Genomic DNA, 20,985 nt, shown 5'->3' with positions numbered 1-20,985 from the left:
GGGGAAGGAATTCCCCCGGACCCCCTTCTTTTTCTGTCAGGGCCGGATGCCGCTGGCATCCGGCGGGCCGTGGGGAGAGCGTGGATGAGCGAGAGCCGGCGCCGGATCGATCTGCCCATCATCATCTTCGCTTTTGAGCGGGCGCCTTATCTGCGCCGATTCTGCGAATCGCTGAAGGCGCAGCAGGGGGTGGAGATCGACGAGACGCGCATCTTCCTGCTCCAGGATGGCGCCGTCTCGCGCAAATCCGGGGTGCGCTACGCGGAGGATGCGGCGCTCGCCGCCAGCGTCGCCGCCTTCCGGGAGGTGTTCCCGCGCGGGCAGGTGGTGCAGAGCCCGGAGAATCTCGGCATCAGCGGCAATATCCGGCGCGGCGAGCGGCTGGCCTTCGAGGCGCTCGATGCCAGCATGGCCTATTTCTTCGAGGACGACCTCGAACTGGGCCCCGTCTACCTGCTGATGATGGAGCGGCTGCGCGAGGCCCTCGCGCCCTTCCCGCAGGTGGCCTATTTCGCCGCCTATGGCGACCACCGGCTGGAACCGCGGCCGGACCGGCTGCGCCTCGTGCCGCTGGACCACCACTGGGGCTTCGCCCTGCGGCGCGATGCCTGGCGGCGCATCAGCGAATGGCTCGCCCCCTACCACGCCCTCATCGGCCGCAACGACTACCCGCACCGCAACCATCTCGGCGTCTTCCGCTGGATGGCGCAGTTCGACATGGCGATCGACAAATCCTCGCAGGATGCGGTGAAGGCCCTGGCCGCGGCGCAGCTCGGCCTGGCGCGGGTGATGGTCGATGCCTGCTTCGCCCGCTACATCGGCGAGCGCGGGGCCTCCTTCAGCACCGCCCGCTTCCAGGCCCTGGGCTATGACCGCATGACGCCCCGCCAGCAGGCCGACCTGCCGCTGGGGCCGGTGACGGAGAAGCAGATCAGCCGGCTGCTGCTGGAGCAGCAGCAGCATTTCCGCAGCTTCCGCGCCGAGGCCTTCGACGACTTCCTGGCGCGCTACAGCGCCCGCCACTGGGACCCGGACCGCCTGCTGACGCGCGAGGACATCAGCGCCCTCTACCGCCTCCTGCTCGACCGCGCGCCGGAAGAGGCCGTCTATGAGCGCAATCTTGGCAGCAACAGCGTGCTGGCGATGCGCCGGGGCATCCTGGCCAGCACCGAATTCCGCAGCCGCCCCTTCCTCTGAAGGCGGGTTCTTCCTGAAGGTGGGGTCCCCAAAGGAAATGGGGGGTGGCCCTGCCACCCCGGCGGGGGTCAGGGGGCGGCGCCCCCTGCCGCCACCACCAGCCGGGCGAGCCTTTCGAACTCGCCGATGGTGAGCGTCTCCGCCCGCCTTGTCCCCTCGATCCCCGCCTGTTCCAGCAGCGCCTCGGGCTGGCCGAGCGGCTTGAGGCTGGAGCGCAGCATCTTGCGGCGCTGGCCGAAGGCGGCGGCGGTGACGCGCTCCAGCGCCGCCATCAGCACGGGATCGAACGGCCCCGGCTTCGGCACCAGGTGCACGATGGCCGACCACACCTTGGGCGGCGGCGAGAAGGCGCCGGGCGGCAGGCGCAGCGTCATGCGGCAGTCGCAGCGCCACTGCGACAGCACGGCGAGCCGCCCGTAATGCTCCGTATCGGGGGCGGCGGTGATGCGCTCCGCCACCTCCTGCTGGAACATCAGGGTCATGCTCTCGAACAGTTCGGCGCGGTGCAGCCAGCCGAGCAGCAGCGGCGTGCCGACATTGTAGGGCAGGTTGGCGACGATGCGGCGCGGCGCCGGCAGCAGGCTTTCCGCATCCACCTTCAGCGCATCGCCCTCGATGACGCGCAGCCGGCCGGGATAGGCGGCGGCCACCTCCTCCAGCGCGGCGATGGCGCGGCGGTCCAGCTCGACGGCGACGACCTGCTCCGCCGGGCTGTCCAGCAGGGCGCGGGTCAGGCCGCCGGGGCCGGGGCCGACCTCCAGCACATGCCGCCCCTCCAGCGGCGCGGCGATGGAGGCGATGCGGGCGCAGAGCGTGGCATCCAGCAGGAAGTGCTGGCCAAGCGCCTTGCGTGCGGCCAGCCCGTGCCGGCGGATGGTCTCCGCCAGCGGGGGCAGGGGCGGGGGAAGGGGCGTGGAAATGGCGCCCTCAGCCACGCATGTCGATCTGCGCGCGGCGGCGCAGGTCGCGCTGGAGCTGGCGCGAGGTCAGCTCGATGCGGTCGCGCAGGATCTGCAGCCGCGCCTGGTCCGGCGTCAGCTCGGCGAGGTTGCGCGTCTCGCGCGTGCAGACGGCGAGCACCAGCACGCCCTCGGGCGTGATCAGGGGCTGGCTGGCCTTGTTCGGCGTCAGGCCGGAGACGATGGCGCGCAGCGGCGGCGGCTGCATCTGCTCGAGCGGCAGCGGACCGCCGGGATCGGCCGGGCGGGTGGAGCCGCGCGCCGCCGCCTCCACCGCCGGGCAGGCCTGGCCCTGGAGGGCGCGGGCGCGCTCCAGCGCCTGGATCTGCTGCTGCGTCGGGTTCTGCGGGTCGAGCGCGCTGGTGAACTGGAAGAAGGCCTGGCGCAGCGTCACCAGGGTGGCGAGGTCGCGCCCCGTCTCGCGCTTCTGGCGCAGGGCGACGATCTGGAAGCCGCCGGGCACGCGCTGCGGGTTGGCGATGGCGCCGGGCGGCATCTGCTGGATCAGCCGGGCCACGCCGGGGTCGAACTCCTCCGGCCGCACCCAGCCCATGTCACCGCCCTGCAGCGCCGTCTGGCTCTGGCTGAACTGGGTGGCGGCGGCGGGGAAGGGCACGCCGCGGCGCAGCTGGCCCACCACATCCTCGACGAAGCGGCGCACCTCCGGCTCGGCCGCCGGGTCGTCCACCGGGATGAAGATCTCGGAGACGAGGTATTCCGGCTGGCCGGTGCGCGCCTTGTGGGCGGCGACCGCCTCGGCCACCTCGGCCGGGCTGACCTGCGCCTGCTGGCCGAGCTGGCTGCGCACCAGCCGCGACCAGCCGATCTGGTTGCGGATCTGGTCGAACAGCGCGCGCGGGGCGATGCCGGTGGCGCGCAGCTGCCCCACCAGGGCGCCGGCGGGCAGGCCGTTGCGGGCCTCGATCTCCTTCACCGCCTCGGCCACGTCCTCATCGGGGACGGGGATGCCGCGGCGCTGCACCTCCTGCATGCGCAGCCGCTCATCCACCAGCAGCCGGGTGACCTGCGGGCGCAGCCGCTCCACCACATCCGGCGCCGGGCCCATGCCGGCATTGAGCGCGAAGAGGCGGGCGCGGCCGGCGACCTCGCCGGCGGTGACGATGTCGCCATTCACCACGGCGACGATGCTGTTGGTCTGGCCGCTCCCCTGGCCCCCCCCTTGGCTCCCCCCCTGGCTCCCCGGCTGCGGCGCGGCGGCGCCGCCCGGCAGGGCGGGGGCCGCGGCGCGCCCGGCGGGCTGCGCCTGGGCCGGCCCCGCGCCCATCAGGGAGGCGCCCATCAGCGAGGCGGCCATCAGCGGCGCGGCCAAGGGCGGCAAGGCCAGGAGCGTGGGCAGGAAGGCCGCCAAAGCGCGGGTGGACGCGCGGGAGGTCGCGGGGGAGGTGAGGGCGCGGGCACGTCGCATGGCGGTTTTCCTAGGCCGGGCGGGCCGTCTCCGCCAGCCCCTTCCTCGCGGGGCCGGGCGGCGGCGGCCGGTCGATCAGATCGCGCGGAAGCCGAAATCGCCGATCGTCTTGAAGGAGACGCGGAACAGCAGCGCCGTCGAGGAGGGGTAGTAGTTCGAGGAGGAGCTGGGGTCCGCGTAGATCTTGCTGAAGCGGGTGTCGAAGATCAGGCACTCATCCTCATAGGTGAGGTTGACGCCGGTGGAGACGGGGCGGCCCGACTCCAGGTCGTAGCGGCCATAGGTGCCGGAGCGCCAGTAGCGCCCGAGCTGGGCCTGCACATTGCCCGAGACCTCGCGCCGCTCCGTCGTCGAGATCAGCGAGGAGGTGGAGGGGATGGTGTAGAGGTAGCCCACGCCGAAGGAGACGGGGCTGACCGAGATCTGCGCCCGCGCCTCCACCATGCGGGCGGAGAAATCGTCCTTGTCGAAGCGCCCGCGCGTCGTCAGGTCCAGCCAGGGCACGGGGGAGAGGCTGACGCGGCCCACCCAGTCGGAGGAACGCCCCTCCAGCCCCGAGCCGGCCTCGAAGACGCTTTCGCTGTCCGCCCGGAAGGAGCGGCCGAGCAGCCCCTCCAGCTGGCCGCCATTGGGGAACATCCAGGCGCTGCGGAAGGCGGTGTCGACGCGGCTGCCGCCCTCCTGCCGGTCCCGCCCGGGGAAGCGGTTCAGCGAGAACAGGTTGGCGTCACTGAACTCGAAGTCGATGCTGTCCTCATTGGCGATCAGCGATTGCCGGCCCATCGCCGGGCCGGTGACGAACTGCACCCGCGGCTCGATCAGCTGGGTGCCATAGTCGCCGGCGCTGCGCGCCATCGGCAGGCGCCAGTCGAGCGCCATGCGGATATTGGCGTCCACGTCGTTGTAGCTGCTGCTGCTGGCGTAGTTGGGCGCCATGCTGAGATCATCGGCGGAGCGGCCGATCAGGTCGCCCTGCGCGCGCAGCGTCCAGACATCGCCCCAGCGGTCGATCTTCGGCAGCTCATAAGTGAAGCGGGTGGCCAGGCGCCGGGTGTCGGTGCCCTTGTCGCGGTAGAGCGCGAAGGCGCTGGCATCTGTCGTCAGGTAGCCGCCGAAGCGGTCACGGCCGACGGCGTGGTCGGCGAAGAGGTTCGGCAGAACGACCGGCGTCTGGCTGACATCGTCATTGACCGAGAGGCCCTGATAGGCGCGGCCATCGATGCGGACATAGCTCTCGCTGCCCCAGAAGCCTTCCAGATAGGCGTCGGAGGAGAGTTCGCGCGGGGCGGGGTAGCGCCAGGCCCGCAGATAGGCCTGGCTGCTGGCGCGGTTCAGGTTGAAGCCGGTGCGCCAGTGCTCGTCCAGGGCGAAGACGCCCTTGCTGTAGATGTGGCCGCCGAGGCCGTCCTCGCTCGCCGCGCCGCCGCGCTCGCCGAGCGAGCCGCTGGCCTGGATCTCGCCCGAGTTGAAGCGGCGCCGGTAGATCGCGCCCAGCGCCGGGTCCTGCTTGGTCGAGAAGGTCGGCGTCAGCGTCAGTTCCTGGCTCGGGTCGATCGCCCAGTAATAGGGCGTCTCGACGAAGCCGCCGAGGAAGCTGGAACTGCCCAGGGTTGGCGTCAGGAAGCCTGACTGCCGCGGCACCGAGGGGTCGGGGTGCGAGAGATAGGGCGTGTAGAAGACCGGGAAGCCATCGACCAGCAGCGAGGCATCGTGGTAGCGCAGCCGCTTCTCGGCCTGGTCCTGCGTCGCCAGCCGGGCGCGCAGCTGCCAGAGCGGCGGCGCCTGCGGATCATCGGCGCAGAGGTCGCAGGCGGAATAGAGCACCCGCGTCATGTCGAGGATGCTGCCATCGGTGCGCCGGGCGCCATTGGCCACCAGCTTGCCATTCTGGGCCAGCCGGGCCTTCAGCCCCTCCACCACCCCGTCGCGCAGATTGGCCGACAGCTCGGCGCGGTCGGCGAAGAGCACCTGGCCATCAGGCTGGAGGAGCTGGACATTCCCCTCGGCCACGGCAATCCCGGTGTTGCGGTCATAGGTGAAGCGGTCGGCGCGCAGGATGCGCTCATTCTGCCAGGCCTCCACCGCGCCGCGGGCGATGACCAGGTTCTTCTCCTGGTCATACTCCACCTCCTCGGCGGTGAAGGTGACCGGGGCGTTGCCGTCCTGCCGCGCCCCACCGGCAGGCGCCGGGCCGCCCTGGTTCTGCGCCAAGGCCACCCCGGCGGAAAGACCCAGGGGGGAAAGATCCAGGGCGGAAAGGCTCAGAACGGCCGCGCTGCCCAGCAGCAGCCAGCGCCAGCCGGGGCGGGGCCGCCCAGCCATGTCATTCCTCATGCCATTCCTTTTGCCTGCCGGGCGGCCTCCGGCATCGCGCATGGCTCGATCCATGCCGCCTTCCTTACCCGCTTCGGGGCAGCACGGCGAGAGCCTTGACCATCACCCGTGCTCCAACCCGGCGGGATCCGCCCTTCCCAGACCCGGACTGAAAGAAAACCTGGGAGGGCTCCGCCCTCCCAGACCCGGGTCGTTGTCGCTGGGAGGGCTCCGCCCTCCCAGACCCTCCGGCCGGGGGGACAGGGTCCCCCCGGACCCCGCCATCAGAAAGCACCCTGGCGTCCCCCCCCCTTGGTCGCTCCCCTGGGCCGGAGCGCCCCGGCCAAGTGCCGCGCCCCCCGTCCCGGCCCTGACCGGCAGCTGAAAAAATTAGCCGTCTTCGAGGTAGAGGAGGAGGGTCAGGGCCAGGAGGAGGCCAGCCACCGAAGGCGCCCAGGCGGCCAGCGCCACCGGCAGCGTGCCCGCCTGGCCGAATTCCTCGGCCACCTTGTCGAGCAGGAACAGCGAGAAACCGGCGGCGATGCCAAGGCCCAGCATCCGCCCAACGCCGCCGCGCCGCGCATGGCGCATGGAGAAGCCGGCGGCCAGCAGCGCCATCGCCGCGCAGAGCAGCGGCAGCGAGAGCAGGGAGTGGAAGGTCAGCCGGTGCCGCACGGCGGAGAAGCCGGCGCTTTCCAGCACCGCGATGAAGCCCGGCAGCGCCCAGAAGGAGAGGGTGTCCGGGCTGGCGAAGGTTTCCTCGATGCGGTCGGCCGTCAGGCTGGTGGGCATGCGCAGCGCGGCGGGGGCGGAGGGCAGGCGGTCCCGCCCGAAGGTCACCGCCTCTTCCAGCGTCCAGGCGCCCGGCTCCAGCCGCGCCCGCGGCGCCTCGACGCGGGAGAGCGGCCGGTCATTGCTGGAGAGCCGCCACAGCGAGGCATTGCGCAGGGTGAAGCCCTGCGGCGTCACCTCCGGCGTGCCGGCCAGGATGGCGACGCCACCCGGCTCGATCCCGTCATCCGCCTGGCGCAGCCAGAGCTTGCCCCCGGCCAGGGAGGACAGGCCGGTGGCATTGCGGAGATAGGTGGCATCCATCCGCTCCGCCCGCGCCAGCATGGCGGCGGAGAGCGGCGAGACCACGGTGATGGCCAGCATCCCCATGCAGAGCGCGACGATGGCGGGGCCGAGCAGGAAGCTCCAGGCGGAGATGCCGGCGGCGCGCGCCACCACCAGCTCCGAGGCGCGGGAGAGCCGCCAGAAGGCGATGATGCCGCCCAGCAGCACGGCGAAGGGCAGGATCTGCAGCACCACATAGGGCAGCCGCAGCGCGGCGATGCTGGAGACCAGGGCGAAGGTGGCCTCCGGCCGGGTGGCGGCGCGGCGCAGCAGCTCGATGAAGTCGAACAGCGCGACCAGCGAGGCCAGCGCCGCCGTCATCGCCAGCGCCATGCCGGCGAAACGCCGCGCGATATAGGCGGAGAGGGTGAAGGAAAAGGCCACGACGCTCAGCCCTCCAGGTCACGGGCGGGCGGGGCGGGGCGGCGGCGCGGCCAGCCCGGCAGGCCCGAGAGCACCCAGGCCGAAGCCAGGGCCGGGCCCAGCGCATGCAGCCAGATCAAGGGGATATAGCGGTTGTGCCGCGCCGCCAGATTGCCCCCTGAGAGGCCGAGCGCCAGCAGCACCACCACCAGCCCGACGCCGATCGCCGCCGGCCGCCAGTCCCCATGCCGGCGGAAGCCGCTGGAGAGCGCCACCGCCAGCCCCACCATCGCCATCGACAGCGCGGTGAAGGGGGAGGCGAGGCGCTGGTGCCCTTCCGCGCGGAATTTGCGGATGTCACGCTCCGGCAGGTTTTCCGCCGGGTCCGGGTCCAGCAATTCGGAGACGAAGCGTTCCCGCGAGTCGCGGTTGCGCGCCACATCGGCCTGGGTGCGGGAGGAGGTGGCGAGGTCCACGCTGTTCTCGGCGAAGGAGAGCACGGAGAGCCGCGCCGGGCGGCCCTCGGCCGCCGGTTCCAGCTGCTGGCGCTGGCCGTTCAGCAGCAGCACGCGCGGGCCGGAGGGGGTGGAGAGCAGCCGCCCCTCCTCGGCCATGATGGTCACCGGGTTGCCCGGCTCGCGCAGGTCGTGCACCAGGATGCCGCGCAGCGTGCCATCCGATTCGCGCCGCCGGGCATAGACGGTGAGGTCATCGCCCAGGCTGGAGAAGACGCCCTCCTGCAGCAGGATGGCGGCCATCTCGTTGCGGATCTCGAACTGCCAGCTGCGGAAGGCGGCGTGGCTGACCGGCACCAGCCAGGTCTGCAGCGCCATGCAGAGCGCCGTGGCCAGGGTGGCGACGAACAGCGCCGGCCGCGCCAGCTGCCAGTCCGACAGGCCGGCGGCGCGCATCACCACCAGCTCGCGGTCGCCATTCAGCCGCACATAGCTGAACAGCGTGACGACGAAGGTGGTGATCGGCAGGATCACCGCGAAGAAGCTGGGCAGGAGCAGCCCCGTCAGCTCGATGAAGACCGCGAAGGACAGCCCGCGGTCCAGCACCAGCTCGATGAAGCGCAGGCTTTGCGTCAGCCAGACCAGGGCCGCGAGGCCAATCGTCACGGCCAGGAGCGTGATGCCAAGCTGGCGGAACAGGTAGCGGTCGAGACGTGTCATGCGGGCGGGGGCCACCTCTGCGCGGGCCAGGACAGGCCGGGAGCATGTAGGCCGGGCGCCGCCGGGCGCCAAGCGCCGACGGGTCCGGGAAGAAAATGCAGAAAAAGAATGTTCTTTTTTGAAAAAAAAGAACCAAAAAACTTTTTTCAGTGCAGCGCCCCGCCGTGTCGGGAGACGGCGGCAGCCTGAAAGAAAGTCTTTTTGCTTCTTTTTCTTCAGAAAAAGAAGAATTTACCTATAGAATAAACCCTGCATCACCTCGGCCGGCACGATGCGCGTCCGCGTGCCGCTGGCGGCATCCTCGCGGTGGCTGATGAGGCCGAGCAGGCAGGGGTCCGCGGCATCGAGCACGGCACCGCCGGATTCGCCGGGCTCCAGCGGCAGGGCGAGCTCGGCATAGCCGCCATGGGCCGGGTCGGCCTCGCGCATCAGCCCGGCGATGCGGGCGGTGGCGTCGCGCCGGGCGGTGAGCAGGCGCACCGCCTGCCCCGGCACGGGCCCGCTGGCGCAGAGGGAGAGGGCGGGCAGTCCGGGCGGTTCCGGGGCGCGCAGCAGCGCGGCATCCGCCCCGCCCAGATAGAAGGTGCCGAGCCCGGCGCGCAGATCGGCCTGGCCCTGGCGCACCACCTGGGCGGCCAGTTCCCCACCGCCGAGGCGCAGGACCAGATGGCCGGTGGCCGGGCAGCGGCGCAGCAGGGACTGGGTGCCATCCACCAGATGCGCGGCGGTGACGAAATAGCCCCCGCCCAGATGGATGGCGCTGCCGGTGGCGGTGCAGCCCGGCGTGCCGGCGCGCAGCGTGGCGAGGAAGGGCGCGGCGCCCGGCAGCGGCGGGGTGGGCGGCAGGGCGGCGCTGGGCGGGGACGGCGCGGTGGCGCAGGCGCCGAGCAGCAGCACCGCCACCAGGGCCAGAACCCCTCTAGCCAGAACCCCCCTGGCCAGAACCTTCCTAGCCAGAACCTCCCTAGCCACGGGGCGCGGCGGCGCGGGCCAGTCGGTCGCGGATGGCGGCGCCCAGCCCTTCCTCCGGGATGGGCATGGCGGCGATGCCGGAGAGGCCGAGGCGCTGCCCCTCCGCATCCAGCCAGCGCAGCCCGGCGAAGAGCCGGGCGGCGGCCTCCACCGTATCCCCCGATTCGCTGAGCTGCCAGAGGGCGCCGGCCCCTGGCAGGGCGGGGCCGAAGGCCAGCAGCGCCTCGCCCGGCGCCACGGCGGTGGCGTCCAGCCGCACCGGCAGGGCCGGGGCATAATGCGAGCTCAGCATGCCCGGCGCCGGGCGGGCGGCATCCTCGGCGCTGGCGGGGGCGGGGCGGCCGAGCGGGCCGATGAGGGCCGCCAGCGCCGCCTCCGGCACGCCGCCGGGGCGCAGCAGCAGCGGCACGGGGCCGGTGAGGTCCACCACCGTGCTCTCCACCCCCACGGCGCAGGGCCCGCCATCGAGCACGGCGGCGATGCGCCCGGCCAGACCCTCCATCACATGCGCCGCCGTGGTGGGGGAGACGGCGCCGGAGCGGTTGGCGGAGGGCGCCACCACCGGCACCCCGGCCTCCCGCAGCAGCGCCTGGGCCAGCGGGTGGGCTGGCACGCGCACGGCCAGGCTGGGCAGCCCGGCGGTGGCCAGCTCGGCGATGGCGCAGCCCGGCGCGCGCGGCAGCACCAGCGTCAGCGGGCCGGGCCAGAAGGCCGCCGCCAGGGCGCGGGCGCGGCCATCGGCCAGCACCTCGGCGAAGGCCGTGTCCGCATCGGGGAAATGGCTGATCAGCGGGTTGAAATGCGGCCGCCCCTTGGCGGCGAAAATGCCCGCCACCGCCGCCGCGTCCCGCGCCGCGCCGCCCAGGCCATAGACCGTCTCGGTGGGGAAGGCGACCAGCTGGCCCGCCCGCAGCAGCGCCGCCGCGCGCGCCACCGGGGCCATGCCCCCGCCGGCGGGGAGGAGTTCCGTCACGCCTGCGCTCACGCGGCGCCCTGGCAGAGGAAGGGCGGGTTCTCCCAGCCCGGCTTGCCATAGCCGATCGGGCTGCCATCGAAGCGGGCGACGCGGCCGCCGGCCGCCACCAGCACCGCCTCCGGCGCCGCCGTGTCCCATTCCATGGTGCGGCCGAAGCGGGGATAGACATCCGCCACGCCCTCGGCCAGCCGGCAGAACTTCACCGCCGAGCCGATCTGGATGATGCTCTGCACCTTCTTGCCCTTCAGGAAGGCGGGCAGCTTCGGGTCGTCCTTGTAGTGGCGGCTGGCCATGACCACGAGGCCCTCCTCCGGCACGCGCCGGGCCTGGATGGGGCGGATATTGCCCGCGCCGTCCTCCTTCCAGGCGCCCATGCCGACAATGCCGGTGAAGACCTCCGACGCGGCCGGAATGGCCACGGCGCCGAGCTTCGCCACGCCCTTCTCGACGAGGCCGATATTCACCGTGAACTCAGCCCGGCCAGCGGCGAATTCGCGCGTGCCGTCCAGCGGGTCCACCAGCCAGTAGCGCGGCGTGGCCGTCAGCTCGGCGCCGCCGGAGACCTCCTCCTCCGCCACCACGGGGATGTCCGGCGTGGCCTCCCGCAGCCCCTCGACGATGATGGCCTCCGCCAGGCGGTCGGCCGCCGTCACGGGGCTCATGTCGTCCTTGTGCTCGACGGCGAAGCCGGCGGCGCGCACGGTCAGGATGGCGTCGGACGCGTGGCGCGCCAGACGCGAGGCCAGGGCAAGGAGTTCTGCGTCGGTCATGTCGGGGGAAGGGTGTAGCACCAGAGCGTCAACAAGACAGAAGCCGGGGGGAAGGAATTCCCCCCGGACCCCCTATCTTTTTTCTTTCGGGGCCGCCCGCCGCTGGCGGGCGGCGGCTCTTGCAACCTGACGCGGGCGTGACAGGCTCCGCACAGCACCAGCAAAAACGCACGGGACATGCCATGACCGACTTCCTCTTCGTCAAAGCCACCCTGCCCAAGGCCGGCGCCCTGGTGCTGCCGCTGGCCGAGGGCTTCAGCCTCTCCGGCCTCGCGGCGGAGGCGGATGCCGCCTGCCAGGGCGCCATCGCGCGCGGGCTGGAGGCCGCCGGCTTCAAGGGGAAGAAGGGGCAGAGCTGCACCCTCTGGGCGCCGGGGGCGCATCTGTCGCGCGTCGTCGCCATCGGTCTGGGGGCGGCGGCGGAGGCCGCGGCGGTGGAGGCGGCGGGCGGCGCGCTCTGGCCGCTGGTGAGCGCCGAGCCGGAGGCGGTGGTGGACGCCGCCGCGCTGGAGGCGCCGCTGGTGGCCACCCTGGCCTTCGGCGCCCGGCTGCGTGGCTACCGCTTCGACAAATACCGCACGCGCGAGGCGGCGGAGGACAAGCCGAAGCTCGTGCGCCTCGCCTTCGCCACCACCGCGCCGGAGGCGGCGAAGGCCGCCTGGCAGCCGCTTTCCGCCATCGCCGATGGCGTCTTCCTGACGCGCGACCTCGTCAGCGAGCCGCCCAATGTGCTGACCCCGGCCGAGATGGCCGAGCGCTGCAAGGGGCTGGAGAAGCTCGGCGTGCAGGTGGAGATCCTGGGGCCGAAGGAGATGCGCAAGCTGGGCTTCGGCGCGCTGCTCGGCGTGGCGCAGGGCAGCGCGCAGGAGCCGCGCATGGTGGTGATGCGCTGGAAGGGCGCGCCGCAGGGCAGCACGGCGGCGCCGGTCGCCTTCATCGGCAAGGGCGTGACCTTCGACACCGGCGGCATCTCCATCAAGCCCGCCGGCGGCATGGAGGACATGAAGTGGGACATGGCCGGCGCCGGCACGGTGATCGGGCTGATGGCCGCCCTGGCCGGGCGCAAGGCGAAGGTCGATGCCGTCGGGCTGGTCGGGCTGGTCGAGAACATGCCCTCCGGCACCGCGCAGCGCCCGGGCGATGTCGTCACCACCTATTCCGGCCAGACGGTGGAGGTGATCAACACCGACGCGGAGGGCCGCCTCGTCCTGGCCGATGTGCTGTGGTACGCGCGGGAACGCTTCCAGCCGCGCTTCATGGTGGATCTGGCGACGCTGACGGGGGCCATCATCATCGCCCTCGGCCATGAGCATGCCGGCCTCTTCGCCAATGACGACGCGCTCTCGCAGCAGCTCACCGCCGCCGGCGCCGCGGTGGGGGAGAAGCTGTGGCGGATGCCGCTCGGCGATGCCTATGACAAGCAGATCAAGTCCGACATCGCCGATATGAAGAATGTGGGCGGGCGGCCGGGCGGCTCGATCACCGCCGCGCAATTCCTCCAGCGCTTCATCGACACGAAGGAAGGCCATACCCCCTGGGCACATCTGGACATCGCCGGCACCGCCTGGGCCACCAAGGACTCGGCCACGGTGCCGAAGGGCGCCACCGCCTTCGGCGTGCGCCTGCTCGACCGCCTCGTGGCCGATCACTACGAGGGATGAGGTGTTCGCCAGGGGCCAGAGGTGGGGTTGAGGGGGCTTTGCCCCCTCAAACTCCCCCAGCAGGGGGCAGGGCCCCCTGCACCCGCCTTCAGAAAGGGTTTCCAAAGGCCTCAGGCCTTTGGCGGGGAGAGTTTGAGAGGGGCAGAGCCCCTCTCAAGAGCGGCCCCCACCCATGATGCGCCTGCGCCTGCGCGACCGGCTGGGCCGCAAATCCGCCCGCCGCTTCCGCATCCGCCCCGTCTTCGCCGGCGCCCTGCGGCGCGAGGCCGATTCCCTGCTGGTGCCCGGCCTGCCGGACTGGGAGGCCGCCGGGCGCCGTGCCGCCGATGCCCTGCCCGAGGGGGTGGCGGATCTCGTGGTGGAGGGCACCGCGCTCGCCCCGGCGGATGCCGTCGCCCTGGCCACCGGGCTGGCGATGCGCCTGCCGCTCACGGCGCGGCTCGACCTCTGGCATGAGGAGGCGGCGGCGCTGGTGCCGCTGTGGGACCGCGCCTGGGCGGTGCTCCAGGGCGCTGCCTTCGCCCGCGGCCTGGTGGAGGCCCCGGCCAATCTCCTCACCCCGCGCGATTTCGCGCAGCGGCTGGAGGGGCTGGAGCGCCACGGCATCGCCGTGCAGGTGCTGGGGCGCAGGCGGTTGGCGGCGGCGGGCTTTGGCGGCCTGCTGGCGGTGGGGCAGGGCTCGGCCAACCCGCCGCGCCTCGTGGTGCTGCGCTGGGCCGGGCGGATCGCCGCGCCGCCGGTTGTCTTCGTCGGCAAGGGCGTGACCTTCGACACGGGCGGCCTCTCCCTCAAGCCCGCCGCCGGGATGGCGGCGATGCGCGCCGACATGGCCGGGGCCGCCGCCTGTGCCGGGGCGATGCTGGCGCTGGCGCTGCGCGACAGCCCCGCCCCCGCCGCCGCCGTGCTGCCGCTGGCGGAGAACGCCATCGGCGCCGCCGCCTACCGCCCCGGCGATGTGCTGACCCTGCTCTCCGGCCGCACGGTGGAGGTGGTGGACACCGATGCCGAGGGCCGGCTGATCCTGGCCGATGCTCTGCATTATGCCGTGCGCGCCTTCCGCCCGGCGGCGGTGGTGGATGTGGCGACGCTGACGGGCGCCGCCATCACCGCGCTCGGCCACCACCGCGCCGCGCTGTTCGGCACGGATGCGCCGCTTCTGGCGGCGGTGGCGGCGGCGGGGGAGGCGGTGGGGGAACCCGTCTGGCCGCTGCCCATCGCCGCCTCGCACCGTGCCGACCTCGCCAGCGCCATCGCCGACCTCAGGCAATGCGCCAGCGGGCGGGGCCAGCCCGATGCCTGCCACGCCGCCGCCTTCCTGCGCGAGGCGCTGGGCGAGGCGCCGCCGCCCTGGGCGCATCTGGACATGGCCGGCCTCGCCACCCGCCCAGAGGGGGAAGGAGAGGGGCGCCCCGGCGCCACCGGCTTCGGCGTGCGGCTGCTGGACCGGCTGGTGGCCAGCCGCTTCGAGGAGGCCCACCGCGCGTGAGGGGCGCGCCGCTCTTTCGTCCGCTGGAAGAGGTCTGGTATCGCACTGGCGCGGTGGAGGCGGGCAGCCGGCCCTTCCGGGTGCAGGACCCGGATGGCGATCTGCCGCGATTCTTCGAGTCGCTGGGCGAGCGCCCGCTGGCGGCGCCAGATGAGGCGGGATGATGAGCGAGATCGGCTTTTACCACCTGACGCGGACCCCGATGGAGGCGGCGCTGCCCAAGCTGCTGGGCCGGGTGCTCTCGGGCGGTGGGCGGGCGGTGGTGAAGCTGGGGGACCCGGCGCGGCTGGCCAGCCTGGATGCCTCGCTCTGGCTCTGCCCGGAGCCGGACTGGTTGCCGCATGGTTCGGCCTCCACCGGCGGCCATGCCCCGCTGCAACCCATCTGGCTGACGCTGGAGGATGAGGCGCCGAATGGCGCGCGCTTCCTCTTCCTGGTGGATGGCGCCGACAGCGCGCAGCTGGGCGCCTTCGACCGGGTGTTTGACCTGTTCGACGGCCAGGACGAGGCGGCGGTGGTGGCGGCGCGCGGCCGCTGGTCGGCGGCGCGGGCGGCGGGCCATGTGCTGACCTACTGGCAGCAGGGCGCGCGCGGCTGGGAGCGGAAGGCGGGCACCGAGAAGCCGGCAGACTAACTGAAGGCGGGGAAACTCAAGGCGGGGAAACTCAAGGCGGGGTCTGGGGGGACCCTGTCCCCCCAGCCTTATTCTTTTTTGTTTTCTCTTGCCTAAACGGCCTGCCGGGCCGGCGGCTCGGGGATATCGAGCGGGGTATCGCTGGCCGGGGTGGCGGCTTCCGGCATGGCCTCGATGGCGGCGATGGCGGCCTGCCCCAGCCGGATGCGGCATTGCAGCCCCTCCGCCGACCACAGGAAGGTGGCGCCGCCGCCGAGCTGGTGCCGCGCCAGCGTGTGGATCAGCCGGAAGCCGAAGCCGTGCCGCCCTGGCTCGCCGGAGATGGCGGGGCCGCCGCTCTCGCGCCAGTCGATCAGCAGGCCGCCCTGGGGCGCCGCGGCCCAGCGCAGTTCCACCACGCCACCGGCGCGGGAGAGGGCGCCATGCTTGGCGGCATTGGTGGACAGCTCGTGCAGGATCATCTCCACCGGCTGCACGCTGCCCGGGGAGAGGCGCACCTGCGGCCCCTGCCACACCAGCTTGGGCGAGCCGTCATGCGTGTCATAGGTGGCGAGTTCGCGGCGGACGACGGCCTCCAGCTCCGCCCCGGCCCAGCCCTGGCCGGCCAGCAGGTCATGCGCGCGGGCCATGGCGCAGAGCCGCCCGTCGAGATTGGCGACGAACTGGGCCGGCGGCACGTCGCGCGGCGTCAGCAGCAGGAGGGAGCGCACCACGGCCATGATGTTCTTGGCGCGGTGGTCCACCTCGCGGGCGAGCAGGGTGGCGCGCTCCTCGGCCATGCGCTGCTCCGTGCTGTCCAGCAGCACGCCGTCCCACACCACCGAGCCATCGGGCAGGGGGTGGACGCTGGCCATGGTGCGCAGCCAGAGGCGGCGGCCATCGGCGGCCACCACATCGCCCTCCAGATAGACCGGCGTCAGGGTGGTGGCGGAGTGGTGCAGGGCGGCCTCGGCGCGCTCGCGCGTCTCGCGCGTCAGGCTGCGCTGGAGGGAGTGCTTGGGGGAGCTGCCGCTCGGCTCGCCGAGCAGGGTGTTCACGCCCTCGCTCATATAGGTGAAGGCCATCTGCCCGTCCGGCGTGCGCACCACGCGGTAGATGGCGCCGGGCAGGTTGGCGGCGATGTCGGAGAGGCGGCGTTCCGCCTCGCGCTCGGCCAGGGCGCGGGCCAGCATCTGCTGCGCCGCCTGGCCACGCCGCGTCTTCTGCGCCAGCACCAGCACCAGCATCAGGGTGAGCATCAGCGAGAGGCCCATGGCCAGGGTCAGGCGCGAGGGCTGGGGCAGCCACTCGGGCACCCCGCCCTCGGCCTCCACCGCCATCTGCCAGCCGGTCAGCAGGCCGCTGGCCTGGGGCGCGGTGGTGGTGCCGGGGTTGCGCTCCACCCAGAGGTCCGGCGTGGTGCCGCGCTGCGCCAGCAGGGTGCCATGGGCATCGCTCAGCCGCAGGGTGAGGCCGGCGGGCAGGGCCGGCTCGCGCAGCAGCTGCTCCAGCATCGGCAGCGGCAGGGCGAGGCTCAGCACGCCGCCGCCGAGCGAGACGGGAAGCGGGGCATGCAGCATCAGGTGGGCGGGCAGGCCATTCGCCGCCGCGTGCGGCAGGCCGGCCTGCATGCGCTGGAAATTCTCCGCCCGCGCCTCGCCCGCCATGTCACGCGGCCAGGGCATGCCGCCGGGCAGGATGGTGTGGGACCAGGTGATGCCTTCCACATCCCGGCGCTGCACCGCCAGCCAGCCGCGCTGGCGCAGCAGCTCCTCCAGCAGGGCGGGGCCTTTCGGCGCCTTGTCCTTGCCGGCGGTGGCGGGGCTGGGCGCCTCCAGGGCCAGCAGGGCCATGTCCATCTCGCGGCCCAGCCGGCTCTCCACCCATTGCAGCGCATTGACGGCGGAGAGCCGGACCATGGCCTGGGTCAGGTCCCGCTCCCGGTCCACGCTGGAGCCGCGGAGCAGCATGAGGCCCAGCAGCGCCAGCAGCGTGCCGAGGATCAGCGAAAAGGGAGGCAGGCGGCGGGAGGCCATGGGGTGCGGCGTCCTGAAGCGATCACGAAAAGTTTATAAACCTTTACGCGAGCCGGCTCCACCTGATTTTCAATCAGAGCGGCTTTCTTGCGGGACAGCCGAGGCAAGATGGATGGGTTGAGAAACGTTTTTGGAAGAGTGTTCTTTTTTAGAAAAAAGAACCAAAAAACCTTTTTCAGGCTGCCGCCATCTCCCGGCGCAGCGGGACGCTAAGCTGAAAAAAGTCTTTTTGCTTCTTTTTCTTCAGAAAAAGAAGTGTCCAGGAATCAAAGCTGGGCTTCCAGCGGCAGCACCCGGATGAGGCGCGCCAGCAGGCGGCGCGTCCAGGGCGCGGCGGGCTCCTGGTGGGTGGTGCCGGTCTCGTCCGTCCAGGCCAGGCGGCGCAGCCGGCCCAGGCTGAGGCGATAGGAGCGGCGCGGGTCGGTCAGCCGCGCCGCCTCGCGCGCCAGTTGCGCGCCCAGCTCCGGCTGCCGGGCGAAGGCGCCCATCTCGGTGTTCAGGTTGGCCGAGCGCGGGTCGAGGTTGAAGGAGCCGACGAACACGGCCTCCCCATCCACCAGGATGGCCTTGGTGTGCAGGCTGGCCCCGCGCGAGCCAAAGACGCCGCTGCCATGCGCGCCGCTGCGCTTCAGCTCGTGCAGCGCCACCCCGAAGCGCAGCAGGTGGCGGCGGTAGCGCGCATAGCCGCTATGGACGGCCACCACATCGGTCGCGGCGAGGGAATTGGTGATGACCGTCACCGCCACGCCGCGCCGGCACAATTGCCCGATCAGCCGCAACCCGTCCCGGCCGGGGACGAAATAGGGGGAGATCAGCACCGCCTCGCGCCGGGCCTCCCGCAGCATGGCTTCGATGGCGGGGGCGATGCCGCCGGCCAGGCCGCGCCGCGCGCCGCGCCACACCATGCGCCCCTGGGCCTTGGCGGGGGGGTCGGCCAGGACGCGCACCGCGCCGCGGGCGGGCAGCAGGGCGCGGCGCTGCGGCGCGGCCCCGGCGCCATGTCTGGCCGCGCCGTGTCTGGCCTCGCCGCGTCCGGCCAGGGCGCGCAGATAGGGCCGCGCCTTCTCCGACTCGGGCATGGCGTCCAGCTCGGCCCGGAACAGGGCGAGGTCGGCGGCGCAGAGCGCGGCGGTCTGGCGGAACAGCGCGGCCGGGCGCACCAGGCTGCTCGCCCAATAGGCGTCGAAGGCATCCTGCGCCTGCCGCGCCGCCGCGCCGGTGATCAGCAGGTCGAGGTCGCGGAAGTTGAAATCGCCCGAGGCATCGAAATAGGCATCGGCGATGTTGCGCCCGCCCACCAGGGCGATGCGGCCATCCGCCACCCAGCACTTGTTGTGCATGCGGTGGTTGAGGTGCCAGCCGCCGAGCGCGAATTCCAGCGCCATCCCGGCCTGCCCCAGCCAGCGCAGCCGCGCCGCGTTGAACAGCCGCACCTCGATGCGCGGATGGGCGGCGAGCAGGGTGATGCGCCGCTCCACCCCCAGCGCGTAGCTGTCATCCAGCAGCAGGCGGACGCGCACGCCACGGTCGGCGGCGGCCAGCACCTCGCGCGCCAGCAGCCCGCCGGTGATGTCGTCGGACCAGCGGTAATATTGCAGGTCCAGGCTGCGCCCGGCGGCGCGGGCGGCGGTGGCGCGCAGCAGGAAGGCTTCCAGCCCGTCCTCCAGCAGGGCGAGCCCCGTCTCCGCCCCCTCCGGCAGGGCGGCGGCCCAGGCATCGGCCAGCGAGGCGGGCGGCGGCGCGGCGGCCAGAATCGGCGCCATGGGCGCCAGGGGGAGGGCCGCCGCGCCGGGGGTCATGCGGCGGCCGCCACGCCCGGCAGCCCGGCCACGGCCGGGGCCAGGCTCAGCCGCGCCTTCAGCGGCAGGTGGTCGGAGGCGATGCGGGCCAGCGGGGTGTCATGCACGGTCACATCCCGCACAACGCCCTGCGGCCAGCCCAGGATGCGGTCCAGCGCGAAAACCGGCAGCCGCGCCGGGAAGCTGGCCGGGCCAAAGCCCGCCGGGCCGAACATCGGCTCCAGCGCGCGCAGGGAGGAGCGGCGGCCCGGGCGCCATTCATTCAGGTCGCCCATCATCACGGTGGGCATGGCCGGGCCGGCGGCGATGGCCTCCAGGATGGCGGCGCCCTGCCGCGCCCGGCTCTGCCGCAGCAGGCCGAAATGCGCCGCCACCACGCGCAGCCGCCCGGCGGGCAGTTCCATCTCGACGATCACCGCGCCGCGCGGCTCCGCCCCCGGCAGGGCGAGGCGCTGGATGGACAGCGCCGTCCCCCGCCGCACCAGCAGCGCGTTGCCGTGCCAGCCATGCCCGTCCGGCAGGCGGGAAACCGGCAGCAGCGTCAGCCCGATGTCGCGCAGCGCCTCGGTGTCCAGCAGGCCGACACGGCGGCCGAAGCGGCGGTCCGCCTCCTGCACCGCCAGCAGGTCCGGCGCGATCTCGGCGATCACGCGGGCAATGCGCGCGGGGTCGAAGCGCCGGTCCAGGCCCACGCATTTGTGGACGTTGTAGGAGGCGATGGTCAGCGGCGCGGTGCTGGCCGGGTCAGGCGGGATGGCGGGCAGGGCGGGAATGCCATGCGCCTGCCGCAGCCCGGCCAGCCCATCCGGCAAGGGGGGAGTCATGCCTGCGAAATCCTCCTCCGGCGCCACGCCCGGGCGGGCGGTGCGCCAGGGGGAAGTTAGGAAAGACAGCAGGGGTTTCCAAGCGCGGCGCGAGGGGTGGGGCATGGGCGGGGGGCCTGGAACGGGAAGAAAGATAAAAAAAGGCCGGGGGAAGGAATTCCCCCGGACCCCCTGCTTTTTTCTTTCAGTTGGTTGCGGAAGGCTGAAGGCGGGCGCTCACAGGCCAAGCAGGGAACGCGCGAAGTCCCGCGCCTCGAAGGGGCGCAGATCCGCCGCCTTCTCGCCCACGCCCACGGCATGCACCGGCAGGCCGAATTCCTGCGCCAGCGCCACCACGATGCCGCCCTTGGCCGAGCCATCCAGCTTCGTCACCACCAGGCCCGAGACCTGCACCATCTCGGCGAAGACCTTGCACTGCTGCGTGGCGTTCTGGCCCGTCGTCGCATCCAGCACCAGCAGGACGGAGTGCGGCGCGCTCTCGTCGATGCGCTGGAGGACGCGCACGACCTTGCGCAGCTCCTCCATCAGCGCGGCCTTGTTGTGCAGGCGCCCGGCGGTGTCCACCAGCAGGATCTCGGTGCCATCGGCCTGGGCGGATTTCAGCGCGTCATAGGCCAGCCCCGCCGCATCCGCGCCCGGCTTGACCGGCGTGTGGACATGGCAGCCCGTGCGGTCGCCCCAGATCTGCAACTGCTCCACCGCGGCGGCGCGGAAGGTGTCGCCGGCGACGAAGGCCACCTTCTTGCCCTGCTCGCGGAACTGCTGGCCCAGCTTGGCGATGGTCGTCGTCTTGCCGGTGCCGTTGACGCCCACCACCAGCACCACATGCGGGCGCCGCGCCTCGTCGATCACCAGCGGGCGCGCCACCGGCTCCAGGATGGCGGCGATCTCGCCGGCCAGCGCCTCGCGCACCTCCTCGCCCGTCACCTCCTTGCCGAAGCGGCTGCGGCGGAACTGCTGGACGATGCGCTGCGACGCCGCCACGCCAAGATCGGCGGTGATCAGCGCCTCCTCCAGCTCCTCCAGCGCGGCCTCGTCCAGCTTGCGCCGGGTGAAGAGGCCGGTCAGCCCCTCCGTCAGCCGCGCGGTGGAGCGCGACAGCCCCGCCCGCAGGCGGCTGAAGAAACCCCCGCGCTCCTCCGGCTCGGTGGCGGGCGCCACGGGCTGCGGCTGCGGCGCGGCGGCGGGCTGCCAGACCGGGGCGGCGGCCGGCACCACCACCGGGGCAGGCTCCACCGGGGCGGGTTCCGGCGTGGGGGGGGGAGGCTCGGGGGCGGCCTCGGGCTGCCAGGCGGAGGC

17 protein-coding genes are annotated in these 20,985 nt (G+C 72.7%); 5 read left to right on the top strand and 12 right to left on the bottom strand.

Going from position 1 to position 20,985, the window contains the following annotated elements; all coding sequences use genetic code 11:
- Positions 1-84 precede the first annotated feature (84 nt).
- Positions 85-1,197 (top strand): hypothetical protein, encoded by a 1,113-nt coding sequence (locus NON00_RS20725; protein WP_256024636.1) that lies wholly within the window; start codon positions 85-87, stop codon positions 1,195-1,197.
- 68 nt (positions 1,198-1,265) lie between these two features.
- Here the strand turns inward: NON00_RS20725 and rsmA are convergent, their stop codons facing one another.
- The 8 genes from rsmA to cysQ form a co-directional block, all read right to left on the bottom strand.
- Complete coding sequence (rsmA, locus tag NON00_RS20720; RefSeq protein WP_256024635.1) at positions 1,266-2,132, bottom strand: 16S rRNA (adenine(1518)-N(6)/adenine(1519)-N(6))-dimethyltransferase RsmA; 867 nt, start codon at positions 2,130-2,132, stop codon at positions 1,266-1,268.
- Positions 2,125-3,582, bottom strand: coding sequence for a peptidylprolyl isomerase (locus NON00_RS20715; RefSeq protein WP_256024633.1), 1,458 nt, complete (start codon positions 3,580-3,582; stop codon positions 2,125-2,127). The genes rsmA and NON00_RS20715 overlap by 8 nt, the downstream gene beginning before the upstream one ends.
- Positions 3,583-3,657: 75 nt before the next feature.
- Positions 3,658-5,904, bottom strand: a complete 2,247-nt coding sequence (locus NON00_RS20710; RefSeq protein ID WP_256024632.1) for an LPS-assembly protein LptD — start codon at positions 5,902-5,904, stop codon at positions 3,658-3,660.
- 381 nt (positions 5,905-6,285) lie between these two features.
- Positions 6,286-7,395, bottom strand: a complete 1,110-nt coding sequence (gene lptG, locus NON00_RS20705) for an LPS export ABC transporter permease LptG (protein ID WP_256024631.1) — start codon at positions 7,393-7,395, stop codon at positions 6,286-6,288.
- Between the two features lie 5 nt (positions 7,396-7,400).
- The gene (gene lptF, locus NON00_RS20700; RefSeq protein WP_256024630.1) at positions 7,401-8,549 is read right to left on the bottom strand and encodes an LPS export ABC transporter permease LptF; all 1,149 of its coding nucleotides are present in this window, start codon (positions 8,547-8,549) and stop codon (positions 7,401-7,403) included.
- 231 nt (positions 8,550-8,780) lie between these two features.
- Entirely contained in the window at positions 8,781-9,452 is a 672-nt protein-coding gene (locus tag NON00_RS20695) for a trypsin-like peptidase domain-containing protein (protein WP_256024629.1), read from the bottom strand.
- 61 nt (positions 9,453-9,513) lie between these two features.
- A complete protein-coding gene (locus NON00_RS20690; RefSeq protein WP_256024640.1) occupies positions 9,514-10,464 on the bottom strand; it encodes an L-threonylcarbamoyladenylate synthase in 951 nt (316 codons plus the stop codon).
- Positions 10,465-10,502: 38 nt separating this feature from the next.
- Complete coding sequence (gene cysQ / locus NON00_RS20685; protein WP_256024639.1) at positions 10,503-11,267, bottom strand: 3'(2'),5'-bisphosphate nucleotidase CysQ; 765 nt, start codon at positions 11,265-11,267, stop codon at positions 10,503-10,505.
- Positions 11,268-11,449: 182 nt separating this feature from the next.
- On the opposite strand from cysQ, the gene NON00_RS20680 reads away from it, so the two are divergent.
- The 4 genes from NON00_RS20680 to NON00_RS20665 all read left to right on the top strand — a co-directional run bounded on the left by NON00_RS20680 (position 11,450) and on the right by NON00_RS20665 (position 15,048).
- Positions 11,450-12,928, top strand: coding sequence for a leucyl aminopeptidase (locus NON00_RS20680; RefSeq protein WP_256024628.1), 1,479 nt, complete (start codon positions 11,450-11,452; stop codon positions 12,926-12,928).
- Between the two features lie 172 nt (positions 12,929-13,100).
- Complete coding sequence (locus NON00_RS20675) at positions 13,101-14,414, top strand: M17 family metallopeptidase (RefSeq protein WP_256024627.1); 1,314 nt, start codon at positions 13,101-13,103, stop codon at positions 14,412-14,414.
- Entirely contained in the window at positions 14,411-14,578 is a 168-nt protein-coding gene (locus tag NON00_RS20670) for a hypothetical protein (protein WP_256024625.1), read from the top strand. The genes NON00_RS20675 and NON00_RS20670 overlap by 4 nt, the downstream gene beginning before the upstream one ends.
- Positions 14,578-15,048 carry a DNA polymerase III subunit chi gene (locus tag NON00_RS20665; RefSeq protein ID WP_256024624.1) on the top strand — a complete coding sequence of 157 codons (471 nt, stop codon included), beginning with the start codon at positions 14,578-14,580 and terminating at the stop codon, positions 15,046-15,048. The genes NON00_RS20670 and NON00_RS20665 overlap by 1 nt, the downstream gene beginning before the upstream one ends.
- Positions 15,049-15,140: 92 nt before the next feature.
- On the opposite strand, the gene NON00_RS20660 is transcribed toward NON00_RS20665, so the two are convergent.
- The 4 genes from NON00_RS20660 to ftsY all read right to left on the bottom strand — a co-directional run bounded on the left by NON00_RS20660 (position 15,141) and on the right by ftsY (position 20,847).
- A complete protein-coding gene (locus NON00_RS20660) occupies positions 15,141-17,063 on the bottom strand; it encodes an HWE histidine kinase domain-containing protein (protein ID WP_256024623.1) in 1,923 nt (640 codons plus the stop codon).
- A 266-nt stretch (positions 17,064-17,329) separates the two neighbouring features.
- The gene (locus tag NON00_RS20655; protein WP_256024622.1) at positions 17,330-18,862 is read right to left on the bottom strand and encodes a phospholipase D family protein; all 1,533 of its coding nucleotides are present in this window, start codon (positions 18,860-18,862) and stop codon (positions 17,330-17,332) included.
- Positions 18,859-19,686, bottom strand: a complete 828-nt coding sequence (locus tag NON00_RS20650) for an endonuclease/exonuclease/phosphatase family protein (RefSeq protein ID WP_256024621.1) — start codon at positions 19,684-19,686, stop codon at positions 18,859-18,861. Before NON00_RS20650 ends, NON00_RS20655 begins: the two co-directional genes overlap by 4 nt.
- Positions 19,687-19,902: 216 nt before the next feature.
- Positions 19,903-20,847: a signal recognition particle-docking protein FtsY gene (ftsY, locus tag NON00_RS20645; protein ID WP_256024637.1), complete on the bottom strand. Its 945-nt coding sequence runs from the start codon at positions 20,845-20,847 to the stop codon at positions 19,903-19,905.
- Between the last annotated feature and the right edge of the window lie 138 nt (positions 20,848-20,985).

Origin of the sequence: Roseomonas sp. GC11 (assembly GCF_024437745.1) — a bacterium.
Classification (GTDB): Bacteria; Pseudomonadota; Alphaproteobacteria; order Acetobacterales; family Acetobacteraceae; genus Pseudoroseomonas.
This window is presented reverse-complemented; position numbering and strand designations above follow the sequence as displayed.